General features: G+C 73.3%; 11 protein-coding genes. 3 read left to right on the top strand and 8 right to left on the bottom strand.

The annotated features are described in order from the left end of the window. Positions 1-25: 25 nt before the first annotated feature. The 3 genes from ACGFYH_RS08605 to ACGFYH_RS08595 are packed head-to-tail and all read left to right on the top strand — an operon-like array spanning position 26 to position 3,143. Entirely contained in the window at positions 26-1,306 is a 1,281-nt protein-coding gene (locus ACGFYH_RS08605) for a betaine/proline/choline family ABC transporter ATP-binding protein (RefSeq protein ID WP_393802380.1), read from the top strand. A 41-nt stretch (positions 1,307-1,347) separates the two neighbouring features. Beyond that, the gene (locus ACGFYH_RS08600) at positions 1,348-2,181 is read left to right on the top strand and encodes an ABC transporter permease (protein WP_393802607.1); all 834 of its coding nucleotides are present in this window, start codon (positions 1,348-1,350) and stop codon (positions 2,179-2,181) included. Continuing rightward, positions 2,178-3,143, top strand: coding sequence for a glycine betaine ABC transporter substrate-binding protein (locus ACGFYH_RS08595; protein ID WP_393802379.1), 966 nt, complete (start codon positions 2,178-2,180; stop codon positions 3,141-3,143). The genes ACGFYH_RS08600 and ACGFYH_RS08595 overlap by 4 nt, the downstream gene beginning before the upstream one ends. A 21-nt stretch (positions 3,144-3,164) precedes the next feature. Here the strand turns inward: ACGFYH_RS08595 and ACGFYH_RS08590 are convergent, their stop codons facing one another. The 8 genes from ACGFYH_RS08590 to ACGFYH_RS08555 form a co-directional block, all read right to left on the bottom strand. After that, positions 3,165-3,944, bottom strand: a complete 780-nt coding sequence (locus tag ACGFYH_RS08590; RefSeq protein WP_393802378.1) for a S16 family serine protease — start codon at positions 3,942-3,944, stop codon at positions 3,165-3,167. A gap of 236 nt (positions 3,945-4,180) precedes the next feature. Next, positions 4,181-4,843 carry an IclR family transcriptional regulator gene (locus ACGFYH_RS08585; protein ID WP_393802377.1) on the bottom strand — a complete coding sequence of 221 codons (663 nt, stop codon included), beginning with the start codon at positions 4,841-4,843 and terminating at the stop codon, positions 4,181-4,183. Positions 4,844-5,146: 303 nt separating this feature from the next. Then, entirely contained in the window at positions 5,147-6,943 is a 1,797-nt protein-coding gene (locus ACGFYH_RS08580; RefSeq protein ID WP_393802376.1) for a DEAD/DEAH box helicase, read from the bottom strand. A 219-nt stretch (positions 6,944-7,162) separates the two neighbouring features. Then, a complete protein-coding gene (locus tag ACGFYH_RS08575; protein WP_393802375.1) occupies positions 7,163-7,840 on the bottom strand; it encodes an SUKH-4 family immunity protein in 678 nt (225 codons plus the stop codon). Positions 7,841-8,001: 161 nt separating this feature from the next. After that, positions 8,002-10,323: a xanthine dehydrogenase family protein molybdopterin-binding subunit gene (locus ACGFYH_RS08570; protein ID WP_393802374.1), complete on the bottom strand. Its 2,322-nt coding sequence runs from the start codon at positions 10,321-10,323 to the stop codon at positions 8,002-8,004. Then, on the bottom strand, positions 10,320-12,653 hold the full coding sequence (locus tag ACGFYH_RS08565; protein WP_393802373.1) for a 2Fe-2S iron-sulfur cluster-binding protein: 2,334 nt from the start codon (positions 12,651-12,653) through the stop codon (positions 10,320-10,322). The genes ACGFYH_RS08570 and ACGFYH_RS08565 overlap by 4 nt, the downstream gene beginning before the upstream one ends. Beyond that, the gene (locus ACGFYH_RS08560) at positions 12,650-13,543 is read right to left on the bottom strand and encodes an FAD binding domain-containing protein (RefSeq protein ID WP_393802372.1); all 894 of its coding nucleotides are present in this window, start codon (positions 13,541-13,543) and stop codon (positions 12,650-12,652) included. Before ACGFYH_RS08560 ends, ACGFYH_RS08565 begins: the two co-directional genes overlap by 4 nt. A gap of 255 nt (positions 13,544-13,798) precedes the next feature. Continuing rightward, positions 13,799-15,436, bottom strand: coding sequence for a beta-N-acetylhexosaminidase (locus tag ACGFYH_RS08555; protein ID WP_393802606.1), 1,638 nt, complete (start codon positions 15,434-15,436; stop codon positions 13,799-13,801). Between the last annotated feature and the right edge of the window lie 7 nt (positions 15,437-15,443).

The following is a 15,443-nucleotide window of genomic DNA, read 5'->3' as shown; positions in this document are numbered from 1 at the left end:
CGTGCCCGGACGTTCTGGGGAAGCGATGTCCGGGTCCACTGCCGGCGGGCCCGGCCCGGCGTCCGGAACGGGCTCCGACGCCACGACGGGCGCGACAATCGAGCTCGACTCGCTGACCAAGCTCTACCCCGGCACTCCGCAGCCGGCCGTCGACAACGTCAGTATGCGGATCAACGCGGGAGAGACGGTCATCCTCGTCGGCCCGTCCGGCTGCGGGAAGTCCACCACCCTCAAGATGATCAACCGGCTGATCGAGCCCACCGGCGGACGCATCCGCATCGGGGGCGAGGACGTCACCGACATGGACCCGGTGAAACTGCGCCGGAAGGTCGGCTACGCGATCCAGTCCTCCGGCCTCTTCCCGCACATGACGGTCGCCCAGAACATCGGGCTGGTGCCCCGCATGATCGGCTGGTCCAAGGCCCGGGTCCGGTCCCGGGTGGAGGAGATGCTCGACCTGGTCGGGCTGGACGCCGCGGAGTTCCACGACCGCTACCCCCGCCAGCTGTCCGGTGGCCAGCAGCAGCGGGTGGGGGTGGCGCGCGCCCTGGCGGCCGACCCGCCGGTGCTGCTGATGGACGAGCCGTTCGGCGCGGTCGACCCGATCACCCGGGACCATCTCCAGGACGAGCTGATCCGCCTCCAGCACGAGCTGCACAAGACGATCGTCTTCGTCACCCACGACTTCGACGAGGCGATCAAGCTGGGCGACCGGATCGCGGTGCTCCGCGAGCAGTCGCACATCGCCCAGTTCGACGCCCCGGAGGCGATCCTCACCAACCCGGCCGACGATTTCGTCTCCGGCTTCGTGGGCGCGGGGGCGGCCCTGAAGCGGCTGAACCTGACGCGTGTGCGGGACGTGGAGATCACCGACTATCCGACGGTGACCGTGGAGGACCCGCTTCAGCACATCTTCGACGCGCTGCGCGGCGGTGGGACGAACGAGGTGCTGCTGCTGGACCGGCGCGGACGTCCGTACAAGTGGCTGCGACGCGGTGACCTGATGCGGGCCAGGGGCTCCCTGGCCCGGGCCGGGACACTGGTGCACGACACGGTCACCAGGGACGCGACGCTGCGGGACGCGCTGGAGGCGGTGCTGACCGACAACGCGGGACGGGTGCCCGTCACCGGGCGGCGCGGCGAGTACACCGGTGTCGTCGACATGGAGACGCTGATCAACTCGGTGCACGAGATGCTGGAGGCCGACCGGCTCGACGCGCTGGAGCACCAGCACGACCTCCAGGAGGCCCGGTCCGGGCGGACCCACGCCGAGCAGGAAGGATTCGGCGGGGAGGCGAAGGCGTGAGCGGCTCGTCCGAGTGGCGCCCGCAGCGCGCCGACGAAGCCATGGGGGCCGTACGGCAGGACCGGGGCCAGAACCAGGAGCAGGAGCAGGACCAGGACGAGCGGCAGCCCGGTACGCCGTCACCCGCCGCGGGGGCACGGAGGCTGACCTGGCGCAAACTCACCTTCCTGCCCGTGGCCCTGATCGCCGTACTGCTGGCGACGTGGCTGTGGTTCCGCCAGGCGGACCTGGACCCCCTGAGCCGGAACGCTCTGGGACAGGGCGCGGTGACGAAGGCGCTGTGGCAGCACATCCAGCTCACCGTGATCTCCACCTTCTTCGTACTGGTCATCGCCATCCCGCTGGGCATCCTGCTCACCCGCCGCATGTTCCGGAAGGCGACCCCGGTGGCGATGGCGTTCGCCAACATGGGCCAGGCCACACCGGCGCTGGGCCTGCTGGCTCTGCTGGTGATCTGGCTGGGCATCGGGCGCAGGTCCGCCCTGATCGGCATCATCGTCTACGCGATCCTGCCGGTGCTGTCCAACACGATCGCGGGCCTGCGGGCCAACGACCCGACGCTGCTTGAGGCGGCCCGCGGTATCGGCATGTCCCCCACCGGTGTGCTCACCCGGGTGGAGCTGCCGCTCGCCGTCCCCCTGATCCTGGCCGGTGTACGCACCGCGCTGGTACTGAACGTCGGCACGGCGACGCTGGCGACCTTCGGCGGAGGCGGCGGCCTGGGCGTACTGATCACCACGGGCATCACCAGCCAGCGGATGCCCGTGCTGGTGCTCGGGTCGATCCTCACCGTCGCCCTCGCCCTGCTGGTGGACTGGCTCGCCTCGCTGGCCGAGGTGCTGCTGCGCCCGCGAGGTCTGGAGGCGGGGACATGAGGCGGCGTGCCTGCCTGCCGGCCGCGGCCCTCCTGCTGGCGTCCGCCGGCTGCGGTCTGACCAGCGGATCCCCCATGGTCGACGACGTGAAGCCCGGCACGATCGGCAGGGGTGAACCGCTGGAGGGGGCCGACCTCAGGGTCGTCTCCAAGGAGTTCACCGAGCAGCTGGTCCTCGGCGCGATCATGGGCATCGCCTTCGAGGCGGCCGGCGCCGAGGTGCTCGACCGCACCGGCATCCAGGGCTCCGTCGGCACCCGCGCGGCGGTGGAGAACGGCGACGCGGACGCCACCTACGAGTACACGGGCACCGCCTGGATCACGTACCTGGGCAACAGCAAGCCCATCCCCGACCCGCGGCAGCAGTGGGAGGCGGTGAAGAAGGCCGACGCGGGGAACGGGCTGACGTGGCTGGAGCCGGCGCCGATGAACAACACCTACGCGCTGGCGATGAACCGGGCCAACTACGAGAAGTACGGCACGAAGACGCTCTCGGAGGTCGCCGAGCTGTCGAAGTCGGACCCGGGCGCGGTGACGCTGTGTGCGGAGGGCGAGTTCGCCAACCGCGCGGACGGGCTCCCCGGCCTGGAGAAGGCGTACGGGATGGACATTCCGGCCCGGAACACCACGCAGATGGACACCGGCATCATCTACACCCAGACCGCGAAGGGCGTCTGCACCTACGGCGAGGTCTTCACCACCGACGGCCGGATCAAGTCCATGAACCTGGTGGTGATGGAGGACGACAAGAAGTTCTTCCCGAACTACAACGCGGCGCCCATGGTCCGCACGGCGACCCTGAAGAAGTGGCCGGCGATCGCCTCCGTCCTCGACCCGGTCACCGAGGCGCTGACCAACGACGTGGCACAGACCCTGAACGCGAAGGTCGACGTGGACGGCGAGGATCCGCACCAGGTGGCGCTGGACTGGATGAAGGAGAAGGGCTTCGTGAAGGAGGGGTAGCGCTGTCCGGGCCCGCGGTGTTCAGCAGGCGGGAACGCCGCCCTTCCCGCTCTCCAGTGCCTTGAGCGAGTCGACCGCGCCCTCCAGGTTGGTCACCGGGATCAGCCGGAGCCCCTTCGGCAGCTCGGCCCGCGCGTCCGAGCACTCCGCCTTCGGTACGAGGAAGACGGTGGCCCCGTCCCGCCGGGCGGCCTGCGTCTTCAGCGGCACCCCGCCGACGGCGCCGACCCTGCCGCCGTCGGTGATGGTCCCCGTCCCGGCGATGACCTTGCCCCCGGTGAGGTCACCGGCGCCGAGCTTGTCGACGATGCCGAGCGAGAACAGCAGCCCGGCGCTGGGCCCGCCGACGTCCTCCAGGCGGAGCCGCACGTCGACGTCCTCGTCGTCGAGGTGCAGGTAGCCGAGCGCGGCCGTGGTGGCGCTGTCCTGCGACTCCTTCATCTGCTCCCGGTTGTACTCCTCGATCTCGCCCAGGTCGTCGCCGCTCGGGTACACGGCGTCGCGCGGCATGACGGCCCGGCCGGTGTCGAACCAGCTGCCGAGCAGGTCCCCGAGGTGGATACTCGCGTCCGGCCCGGTCGCCTCGATCGTCGTCATCCGCAGCTGCCCGCTGGTCTCCTGCGTCGGCGCCCCGCTGACCGTGATCACCTCGGTCCCCCGGTTCTCGCCCAGCACATCGGCCGTCAGCCCCGGCTGCGCCACGGAGAACGGCAGCGGCGCGAACACCGCGGTGGCGAGCAGCGCCACGACGGGCAGGCCGCAGACGGCGAGGAACCGGGGGCGCGTGAGACGAGAGAGCACGGGGTCAATCTAACGCGACGGCACCACCGGTCCGGCCGCGGGCGGCCGTGCCGCTGCTTCGCCTCCCCGGCACTCCTCGGAGGTGAGGGACGCTGTGGAGACCGCCACATGTCCCCCCACGGTTCGCAGCCGGGATCCGAGGACGGGTGCGGTCCACAGCTCGCCGTCTCCCCCGCCGCCCGGGGCGACTTCGTCGCCTACGCGGCGCGGGGCCGACACCGGCGCGCCGCGCGACGTCACCGCAGTGCCTCCGCCACCTCCCGGGCCGCGTGCATGACGCGTTCGCCCACCCGCTCGGGGACCACGTCGGCCAGCATGACCACGCCGACGCTGCCCTCCACCCCCGTCACTCCGAGCAGCGGCGCGGCCGCCCCGCAGGCGCCGGCCTCCAGTTCGCCGTGGGTGAGGGTGTACCCGGGGTCGTCCACGGACTCGCCGCCGGTGGGCTGGGGCGGCCGGCGGGCTGCCAGGATCGCCTTGCCCGCGGCGCCCCGCTCCAGGGGGTGGCGGAAGCCGGCGCGGTAGGCGACGTGGTAGTCGGTCCAGGTGGGCTCGACGACGGCCACGGCCAGTGCTTCCGCGCCGTCCACCAGTGTCAGGTGGGCCGTCGCCCCGATGTCCTCGGCCAGCGCGCGCAGTGCGGGCATCGCCGCCTCGCGGACGAGTGGGTGCACCTGGCGGCCCAGGCCCAGTACCCCGAGTCCGACACGGGCGCGGCCGCCCAGGTCGCGGCGTACGAGTGCGTGCTGCTCCAGAGTGGCGAGCAACCGGTAGACGACAGTCCGGTTCACGCCCAGTTTGTGGGACAGCTCGGTGACGGTCAGCCCGTGGTCCGTATCGGCCAGCAGTTTGAGGACACGCAGTCCCCGGTCGAGCGTCTGAGAGGTCTCCGCGGTCACGACGCCCACTCCTTAGTGGTGAGGTCGGCGGCCCTCCTCGCGGGGATGCGTCACCGAGTCCCGTCAGTGACGCGCTTCAGAGGCCGCCGATCGGCTGACGGCCCGGCCTTGTGCCCGGGCCCAGTCGCTTCACGGCTGCGCTCCGCGGCGGCGCTGCCACGGGGCGTATGCGTAGCGGGACAGTAACTACCAGGTCCGCTCAGCGGAAGGCTCCGTCCAGAATCCGGGCGCCAACCGTTATCGACTGCCGGTGTTTGTCCCGATACGTGTCGCACGCGCGGGTCGGACCTCAGACCCCGCGCCTCACTTCAGCCGCGTCGCCCACTCCCGCACCTTGGCGATGCGCTGGCGCAGCTGGCCGCCGGTCGCCTCGGCACTGGGCGGGCCGCCGCACACACGGCGCAGTTCGGTATGGATCACGCCGTGCGGCTTGCCGCTCTGGTGGGCGTAGGCGCCGACCATGGTGTTGAGCTGCTTGCGCAGCTCCATCAGCTCCTTGTGGGAGACGACCGGGCGGCGTTCGGCGGGCAGTTCGAGCAGGTCGGCCTCGTCGTCGGGCTTCTTGCGGCTGTGCGCGATCTGCCGGGCCTGGCGCTTCTGGAGGAGCAGCTGCACCTGGTCGGGCTCCAGCAGGCCCGGGATGCCGAGGTAGTCCTGCTCCTCCTCGCTGCCCGGGTGGGCCTGCATGCCGAACTCGGCACCGTTGTACATCACCCGGTCGAAGACGGCCTCGGACTCCAGTGCCTCGAAGGAGAACTGCTCCTGCTCGCCGGTGTCCTCGTCCTGCTCGCGGTTCGCCTCGTCCATCTCCTTCTCGGACTCGGCGTAGGGGTCCTCCTCGCCCTCCTTCTTGGGCTTGTCGAGGACGTGGTCGCGCTCGCGCTCCATCTCGTTGGCGAAGGTGAGCAGGTCGGGCACGGTGGGGAGGAAGACGGAGGCGGTTTCGCCGCGCCGCCGGGACCGTACGAAGCGGCCGACGGCCTGGGCGAAGAAGAGCGGGGTGGAGATGGTCGTGGCGTAGACGCCCACCGCGAGGCGGGGGACGTCGACGCCCTCGGACACCATGCGGACGGCGACCATCCAGCGGTCGGTGCTCGCGCTGAAGTCGTCGATGTTCCTGGACGCGCCGGTGTCGTCGGACAGGACGACGGTGGCCTTGTCGCCGGTGATCTCGCGGATCAGCTTGGCGTAGGAGCGGGCGGAGTCCTGGTCGGCGGCGATGACGAGGGCGCCGGCGTCCGGGACGGCCTTCCTGACCTCGGTGAGCCGCTGGTCGGCGGCGCGCAGCACGGCGGGCATCCACTCGCCCCGCGGGTCGAGCGCGGTGCGCCAGGCCTGGCTGACGGCGTCCTTGGTCATGGGCTCGCCGAGCCGGGCGGCGATCTCGTCGCCCGCCTTCGTCCGCCAGCGCATGTTGCCGCTGTAGCTCATGAAGATGACGGGGCGCACGACGCCGTCGGAGAGCGCGGAGCCGTACCCGTAGGTGTAGTCGGCGGCGGAGCGGCGGATGCCGTCGTTGCCCTCCTCGTACGTGACGAAGGGGATGGGGTTGGTGTCGGAGCGGAACGGCGTACCGGTGAGCGCGAGGCGCCGGGTGGCGGGCTCGAACGCCTCCAGGCAGGCCTCGCCCCAGGACTTGGAGTCACCTGCGTGGTGGATCTCGTCGAGGATGACGAGGGTCTTGCGCTGCTCGACGCGGTTGCGGTGCAGCATGGGGCGGACGCCGACGCCCGCGTAGGTGATGGCGATGCCTTGGTACTCGCGGCTGAGCGGTCCGGCGCTGTACTCGGGGTCCAGCCTGATCCCTATCCGTGCCGCGGCCTGGGCCCACTGCTTCTTCAGGTGCTCGGTCGGCGCGACGACGGTCACCTGCTGCACGACGTGGTGGTGCAGCAGCCAGGACGCCAGCGTCAGCGCGAAGGTCGTCTTTCCGGCTCCGGGGGTGGCGACCGCCAGGAAGTCCCGGGGCTGGTCCTGGAGGTACTTCTCCATGGCCCCCTGCTGCCAGGCCCGCAGCTTGCCGGCGGTGCCCCAGGGGGCACGGCCGGGAAAGGCCGGGGACAGGTGGTGCGAGGTGCTGGAGCTGGCGGTGGTAGTCACGGTCTCCGAAGGGGGGTAGAACGGCTCGGCCACGTATGACAACCGGGCCACCCTACCGGCGGGCGGACGGGATCAACGCGCCCACCGGGGCGGGTCACTCCCGGGTGGGACGGACGTCACATCCGCCTGCGGCGGGTTCTCGCGGTACCTCGGGGACGGTCCTGATCCCGGGAGTGAGGCGCACGCACCCGCGTCGCCGCCCACGCCCCCGCCGGGGAGCTACGCGGGGCCGGTGCCCGCCACTGCCTCCAACTGCGCCGCGCGGCGCAGGACCCAGAGGGTCAGGGCCAGGGCGGAGACGTCCGACACCAGGGGGTGGAGGGTGCCGGCGGACGCTCTCCACATCAGGACGGCGCCCGTCGTGCCGTCGACGACCACGTGATCGCCGTCCGCCAGCCGGCCCAGACGTATGAGGTGGTCCGCGCCGGACGGGAGCCGCTGCCCGGGGAACTCGCCGCAGTACTCCGCCAGCGTCGGCAGCGGCACCGGGAGGTCGTCCGTGTCCAGCCGGAAGGGGTGGGCGTCCTCGGGCAGGCCCGTCCCGCGCAGGAAGCGGCGGGTGGGCTCGTGCTCCAGGGTCCCCGGGAAGTCGACGTCCTCGAAGCGCGTCACCCGGTCCCGGCCGAACTCCTGGTCCAGGAACCGGTCCGGCAGGTCCCGGGAGGCTCCCGGCGCCGTGCGGTGGCTCACCGCCAGGAGCAGGCAGCTCATCAGCGTCGACGTATTCCACAGCGACGGCCTCTCGCCCGCGCCCTGGCACCACCGGAGGGCGCCGCGCGTCCACGACGGGTCCTCCACCGACGTCGCGAGGCGGACCCGGGTCACCAGCGAGGGGGCCGTCCGGGCATCCGCCGCCGAACCCGGCATGGCCGTCGTACCACCGGTGACCGTGTGCATCGTCTCCCCCGAGAATGTATGGCCGTCCGTGTGCCGACGGCTGCCGTTCGCACTCCTTCGGAGACTACGCGCCACCACTGACAACGCCTTCGTGTGCGGACCCCGCTCGCCCGGTAGGACGCGCCCGGCCGCCCACCCGTTGCCTCACGCGGGCGGGCGGCTCAGTTTCCGGTGACCACCGCGGCCTGCGGGCGGATCGGGAGCCGGTTGACCGGACGTCCCGTGGCCGCGCGTACGGCGGAGGCGACGGCCGCCGGGGAGGCCACCACCGGCACCGCGCTGACGGCCTTGGCGCCGAAGGGGGCGACCACGTCGCGTTCCTCCACGAGCTTGACGATCCGGATGTCGGGGGCGTCCAGCGCGGTCGGGAGGGCGTAGCCGGTCAGGTCGGGGTGGCGGATCAGGCCGCGGGGGGTGCGGAGGTTCTCCGTCAGCGCGATGCCGACGCCCTGGGTGACGCCCGCCTCGATACGGGCGGTCAGCTGGGCGGGGTTCAGGACGCGGCCCACGTCCTGGGCGACGGCCAGCTCCACGACCCGTACCGAGCCGATCTCGATGTCGACGTCCACCACCGCGCGGATCGCGCAGAAGGCCATGCCGACGAAGGCGTCGCCCTGCCCGGCCTCGTCCAGCGGCTCGGTCGGGTGCGGGCGGCACTGGGCGGTGGCCCACAGTTCCTTGCCGTCCAGCGCCTCGGCGACCGTCGTCGACAGCACGCCGTCGTACGAGGTGATCTTGCCGTCGGCGATCTGGAGCAGCTCGGTGGACATCCCGAACTGGTGCGCCAGCGGCTGGAGGAGCTGGGTGCGGACCATCTTGGCCGCCCGCTCCACCGCGCCGCCCGACACCCAGGTGTGCCGGCCCCGGCAGCCCGGTCCTGCCGGGGGCTGGTCGGTGTCGACGGGCGCCACCTGGACCTCGTCGACGCCGAGGGTGTCCTGCACGACCTGCCGGGCCAGCGTGGTGAAGCCCTGGCCGGTCTCGACGGCCGCGCACAGCACCGTGGCGACGCCGTCCTGGACCTTCACGGTGGCCGTGGAGACCTCGTCGGCGCCCTCGGCGCCCAGCATGTGCACCATGCCGATGCCGTAGCCCACGCCCCGGCGCACCGCGCCCGGTTCGCCCGCGCCCTCGGGACCGCCGGGCAGCAGCCACTCGTCCTCGGGCGTGTCCTTGGGCAGCGCGGGGAGGGGGAAGTCGCGGACCGCCTGGAGGAGTTCGGCGACCGGCGCCGGGCAGGTGACCGTCTGGCCGGTGGGGAGCACGTCGCCCGTGGCCAGGACGTTGCGGAGCCGCACCTCGGCCGGGTCGAGGCCGAGCTTCTTGGCGACCTTGTCCATCTGCGCCTCGTACGCGGCGCACACCTGCATGGCGCCCTCGCCGCGCACATGGCCGGAGGGCGGGTTGTTGGTGCGCACGGCCCAGCCCTCGATGAAGGCGTTCGGGACGACGTACGGGCCGCAGGCGAAGGCCACCGCGGCGGCCAGGGCTTCGGAGGAGGTGTCGGCGTAGGCGCCCGCGTCGAGCAGGATCTGCGCCTCGACCTTCACGACGCGGCCCTCGGTGTCCGCGTGGTGGCGGTAGCGCAGGAGGGTGGGGTGCCGGTGGGTGTGTCCGAGGAAGGACTCCTCGCGCGTGGCGGTCAGTTTCACCGGGCAGCCGGTCTTCAGCGCCAGCAGGCCGAGCGGCAGCTGGAAGCCCTGGTCCTCGCGGTCGGCGGTGGCGCCCGGCACCCCGGTGACGACGATCTTCACCTGTTCCGGTGGCAGGCCGTAGCACGCGGCGGCCGTGTCGCGGTCGCCGTGCGGGTCGGTGGAGGCCAGGTACAGCTCCACGCCGCCGTCGGGGCGCGGTACGGCCAGACCCGCCTCGGCTCCTATGGGCGCCGGGTCCTGGCGGCCGATGCGGTACAGGCCCTCGACGACGAGCTCGCCGGCCGCCTCCGGGTCGCCGTGGCGCAGCGGGATGTGCCGGATCAGGTTGCCGTCGGGGTGCAGCGGCTCGGCCTCGAAGGCCTGCTCCGGGTCGGTCACCGGGTCGAGCACCTCGTACTCGACGATGACGGCGGCGGCGGCCATCCGCGCCGTGTCCGGGTGGTCGGCGGCGACGGCGGCGAGGGGTTCGCCGTGGTGGCGTACGACGTCGGAGGCGAACACCGGGCGGTCGGCCCGGCCGCCGCGTCCGTGCAGGGGGGTGCCGGGGACGTCCTCGTGCGTGACGACGGCCCGGACGCCGGGCATCTCGCGCGCGTGGGTCGTGTCGATGGACACGATGCGCGCGTGCGGGTGCGGTGAGCGCAGGACGGCCGCCCACAGCAGGCCCTCGGCCCACAGGTCGGCGGCGTACGGGAAGGTGCCCTCGGTCTTGGCGCGGGCGTCGGCGGTCGGCAGGGACGCGCCGAGGCCGTGCGGGATCGGTTCGGGTACGGGGGTCGCCGTCTCGGCGGTCCCCTCGGCCTCCGCAGTCGCGGCGTCGTTGCTCACGCGTGGCCTCCGTCCTGGCCGTGGTCACCGTAGGGCTGGTCGTGCGGTCCTGTCGCGTGCGGTGTCCCCGGCGGGGGCTGGGACTCGAACGCCGCCGGGTTGACGCCGCCCGCGCCCGGCCCCGCCTGGTGCGGGATGCGGGGCTCGTCGGAGTCCGCGTCGGTGCCGGTGTGTGCCTCGCGTTCGGCGACGACCTCCTTGACCGCCTCCAGCACGCCCCGGTAGCCGGAGCAGCGGCACAGGTTGCCGCACAGGGCCTGGCGGGCTTCCAGTTCGGTCGGGGCCGGGTTGCCCTCCAGGAGGTTGTGCACGGTCATCGCCATGCCGGGCACGCAGAAGCCGCACTGCACCGCGCCGCGCCGGGCGAGCGCCCGCTGCACGTCCGACGGCTGCCCGTCGGCGGCCAGGCCCTCGACCGTGCGCACCTCGCTGCCGGCCGCGGTCACGGACGGGACCAGGCAGGAGGCGACGAGCCGTCCGTCGACCTGCACGTTGCAGGCGCCGCACTCGCCCTGTGAGCAGCCGTCCTTGGCGCCCGCGAGGCCGAGCCGCTCGCGCAGCACGTACAGCAGGGACTCGCCGATCCAGGCGTCGGTGACGGGCCGGTCGGCGCCGTTGACACGCAGCACGTAGGAGGCGAGGGGGTGTTCCTCGTGCGGTCCGGCGGGGCCCGGTTCACGGACCGCGGCCGGGGCGGCCCCGGTGCCGCCCGTATCGGGCCGGGCCTCGTCCGGGTCGGTACGGGCGCCGGCCGTGTCCGCCGGGTCGGCCCCGCGGCCGTCCTGGTCGGACAGGCCGGCCCCGGCTCCCCGGGGGCCGGGCGCGGGCTCCGGCCGCGGCTCTCCAGCGGCCTCGGGCTGCGGCGCTCCCGCGGTCTCGGGCTGCGGCGCTCCTGCGGCCTCCGGCTGCGGCGCTCCTGCGGGTTCCTGCCCGTGGTCTCGCCCGGGCCCGGGCCCGGGTGCCGGTTCCCGAACGGTGGCCGGTGCCGGGCCCGTCACGGGGCCTTCGGCGGCCTCCGGACCGGATTCGGTCATCGACTCCTCGGCGGAGCCCGGAGAGCGCTCTGTGAGGCCCTCAGGGGCCTCCTGGGCCCCACCGGGCTCGCCGGTGGCCGTCTCGGCCGTCCCGTCGGCCGCCGGTGCGGCAGGGGCCACCGGTGCGGCAGGGTCGGTCTCAGCGGCGGCCCCGGCGGCGGCTTCGGCCGCGGGTTCGGCGGCGGCTTCGGCCGCGGGTTCGGCCGCGGGTTCGGCGGCGGCTTCGGCCGCGGGTTCGACGGGCGCGTGAGCGTACGGGCTCTCGGCGGCGCCGGGTGCCTGCGCGCTCTCGGGGTGCTGCTCATCGCTGCCCGGCCCGGCCTGCGCCGCCTCCTCGCCCCACGGCTGACCGCCGGGCCGGACCGACGGCGCGCGACGGGCCTCGGCGGGCCCTTCCCCGGCGTCCGGCCGGGCCTGTGCCTCGCCCTCGCCCCACGGCTGACCGGCCGGCTGCGTCGCCCAGGGCGCGGGGGCGCCGCCGGGGAGGGTGGCCGGAGCACCGGCCCCCCACTGCCCGGTCAGGGACGAGGTGGTGAACTCGCCCGACTCGTCCGGCAGATCCCCGTCGGCGACGGGGATGGACCACTGCCCGGTCACGTCCTGGCCGGGCGCGGGCCGGGCCGCCCCGGCCTCCGTCCCGGCCTCCGTCCCGGCCTGCGGGAAGTCCCACTGTCCGGTGGCCCCGGGCTGGTAACTGAAGCGGTCGTCCTGCCCGGGGGCACCCCGCCCGGCGTCCGGGTCGTAGGGCGCGGCCCCGCCGTACGGGTCGTGCTGGTCGTGCTGGTCGTACTCGGCGTATCCCTGGTGAGCGGAGGGCTCCTGCCCGGCGTCCGGGACCTGCCACTGGGTGCCGTCCACGGGCGCGGACGGCACCGCCCAGGAGCCGGTGGCGGCCGGGTCGGTATCGGCGGTGGTGGCGGGCGTGACCGTGATCCGGGGCGGCACGTAGCCGTGTCCGGGCGCGGCGAGCGGGCTGTCGGAGGAGGCGAAGAGCGCGTCCACGCCACCCTCGGGGAGCTTGACGAAGGCGGTGGCGCCGTCGTCGTAGTCGCCCTGGGGCAGCGGGTCCCAGCGACCGCCGCTCGGGGGTGTACCCCCTCGGTACTCGTCGCCGTGCCGGTCGCCGTGCCGGTCGGCGTACTGATCGCCGTGCCGGTCGCCGTACTGGCCGTACTGGTCGCCGTGCTGATCACCGTGCCGGTCGCCGTACTGGCCGTCGTGCCGGTCGTCGTACTGGCCGTCGTACTGGTCGTCGTACTGGCCGTCGTACTGGTCGTCGTTCTGGTCGTCGGTCACGACAGCGCCCTCCCCAGTGCTCGTCGGGCCAGCGCGGCGACGGTGCGCCGCAGGTGCAGTACGGCGGGCGGGAGCTGTGGCACGGAGCCGTCCTCGGCCGGGGCCGCGTCGGGGATGCAGGCGGCGGCGACGTACTCGCCGAAGCCGCGCAGCGCCTCCGGGACGATGGCGCGGCCGTTGTCCCAGTCGATGAGGGAGGCCACCCAGTGTTCGGCCTCCAGGGGCCGCAGCGGCATCGGCGCGATGGCGCCGACCGCGCACCGCACGCCGCGCCGGCCCGGGTCGAGGACCAGCGACACGGAGGCCGTCGCGCGGCCCGGGCCGGTCCGGCCGGTCGCCTTCAGGAAGACCTGCGGCGCGTGCAGCAGCGGCACCCGCACGTAGCCGATCAGCTCGCCCGCGCGGAGCATCTCCATGCCCGCCAGCAGGTGCGAGACCGGCATCTCCCGGCGGACCCCGTCCGGGCCCGCGATGATCAGCGTCGCCTCAAGGGCGGCCAGCACCGGCAGCGCGTCCCCGGTGGCGGCGGCCGAGGCGATGTTGCCGCCCAGGGTGCCCGCGTTACGGATCTGCGGCGGCCCGGCGGCACGCGCGGCGGCGGCGAGCGCCGGGATGAGCGCGGCGAAGTCGGGGCGCCCCATGCGGGCGTGGGTGAGCCCTGCGCCGAGCAGCGCGTGCCCGTCCTGGTACTGCCAGCCGCGGATCTCGCTGATCCGCCCGAGGCCCACCAGCGCGGCGGGCCTGAGCTGGCCGGAGTTGACGGCCGCCATCAGGTCGGTGCCGCCCGCGACAGGCACGGCCGCGGGCATCGCGGCGAGCGCCGCCACGGCCTCGTCCAGTGTCGTGGGCAGCGTGACGGCCTGCGCCGCCTGCGGTGCGTGCGTGGTCAAACCGACTGCCCCTTCCCGCTGTCCCACCTGGTCCCGCCCATGTGGCCGTACGGTACGACCTGAAAGGGCGGACGTGGCAACTCTGGCACATCTTTCCAGGGCCCGAACGCAGGGGTCCGCTAGGAGGCATTCGCCCGCCCCGCCGGGGAGATGGTCCGTTTTCACACGGGATCTCCGACGATCGGAGCTACGTGCGATGTGCGCGAGTTGCCACTCTTGGGTGACGTTCGGAGGCGCTTCGCGAGCCGGATCTCCCTACTTGACCGGCGGCGGCCCTTCGATCGGCCGGCCGAGCACGCCGGGCCGCCGCTGCCAGGGCAGCGGGCCGCCGGGCGGCCGGTAGGCGACGCCCAGGGCGTCGAGTCGCCGGTAGTGGGTGGCCATCCGCCGCTCGAAGGCGGCGAAGTCCCGGTCGGCCGGGGCGGGCAGCGTGCTCCAGGCGACCTCGGCGAAGGCGGCGAGCCTCGGGAACACCTGGTAGTCCACCCGTTCCTGGTTCTCCATCACCTCGGTCCACACGTTCGCCTGGGTGCCGATCACATGTCCGGACTCGTCCGGAGTCAGTTCCGCCGGAACCGGCTCGAACCGGTAGACGTCCTCCAGGGTGCGCACGAACCCGATCGGCACGGGTTCGTCCTCGCCCGCGGCCTGCCGGTGGTCCAGGTAGACCTGCTGCTCGGGGCACATCACGACGTCGTGCCCCGCGCGCGCGGCGGCGACCCCGCCCGCGTAACCGCGCCAGGAGGACACGGCCGCGCCCTTGGCCAGTCCGCCCTCCAGGATCTCGTCCCAGCCGATGAGCCGGCGCCCCCGTTCGCTGAGCCAGGTGTCGAAGTGCTGGATGAACCAGGCCTGGAGTTCGTCCTCGTCGGCGAGTGCGAGTGCCTCGATCCGCGCCTGCGCGGTGGCCGAACGCCGCCACTGCTCCTTGGGGCATTCGTCGCCGCCGATGTGGATGAACTCCGAGGGGAACAACTCCAGGAGTTCCTCGAACACGCCCTCGTAGAAGCGCAATGTGTTCTCGGTGGGGGCGAGAACGTTCGGGGAGACGCCCCAGGTGTCCCAGACGGAGAGGGCGGTGGTGTCGATCACGTCCGTGTTGCCGAGTTCCGGATACGCGGCGATGGCGGCCTGTGAGTGTCCGGGTACGTCGATTTCGGGGACGACGGTGATGTGCCGTTCGGCGGCGTAGGCGACGATCTCCCGGATGTCCTCCCGGGTGTAGTAGCCGCCGTGGGGTTTGTCCTCCCACAGCGGCGAGGCCCGGTGACCGTATTTGGTACGGGCCCGCCAGGAGCCGGTCGTGGTGAGCCTCGGGTGGCGTTCGATCTCGACGCGCCAGCCCTGGTCGTCCGTCAGGTGGAAGTGCAGGACGTTGAGTTTGTGGGCGGCCATCAGGTCCAGGTAGCGCAGGACGCCGTCCTTGGGCATGAAGTGCCGGGCGACGTCCAGCATCAGGCCGCGCCAGCGGAAGCGGGGCGCGTCCTCGATGCGGACCAGTGGCAGCCGCCAGCGGCGGTCGGGCAGCGGGGCTCGCCGGAAGGCGTCCGGGCCGAGCAGCTGGCGCAGCGTCTGCGCGCCCCAGAAGAGGCCGGCCGGGCCGCCGCCGGTGAGGTGCACGCCCTCCGGCGCGATGTCGAGGCGGTAGCCCTCGTCGGGCAGTTCACCGTCCAGGGCGAGCCGGACGGCTCCGCCGTCACCCGCTCCGGGTGCCAGCGGCAGGCCGGTGGCCGCACCCAGCGTGGCCCGCAGCCAGCGCTCGGTGGGCCGGCTGCCGTCATCGGCCGTCAGCCCGGTGTCCGGCCCGAGTTCGAAGAAGGCGTCCTGGCGGGCCACTTGCCGTGGCCGGGGGATCACGCCTGCCGAGTCCATCACGCCCGTCACATCCGTCACATCCGTC

It is taken from the genome of Streptomyces sp. NPDC048392 (assembly GCF_043200575.1).
Lineage (GTDB): Bacteria > Actinomycetota > Actinomycetes > Streptomycetales > Streptomycetaceae > Streptomyces.
This window is presented reverse-complemented; position numbering and strand designations above follow the sequence as displayed.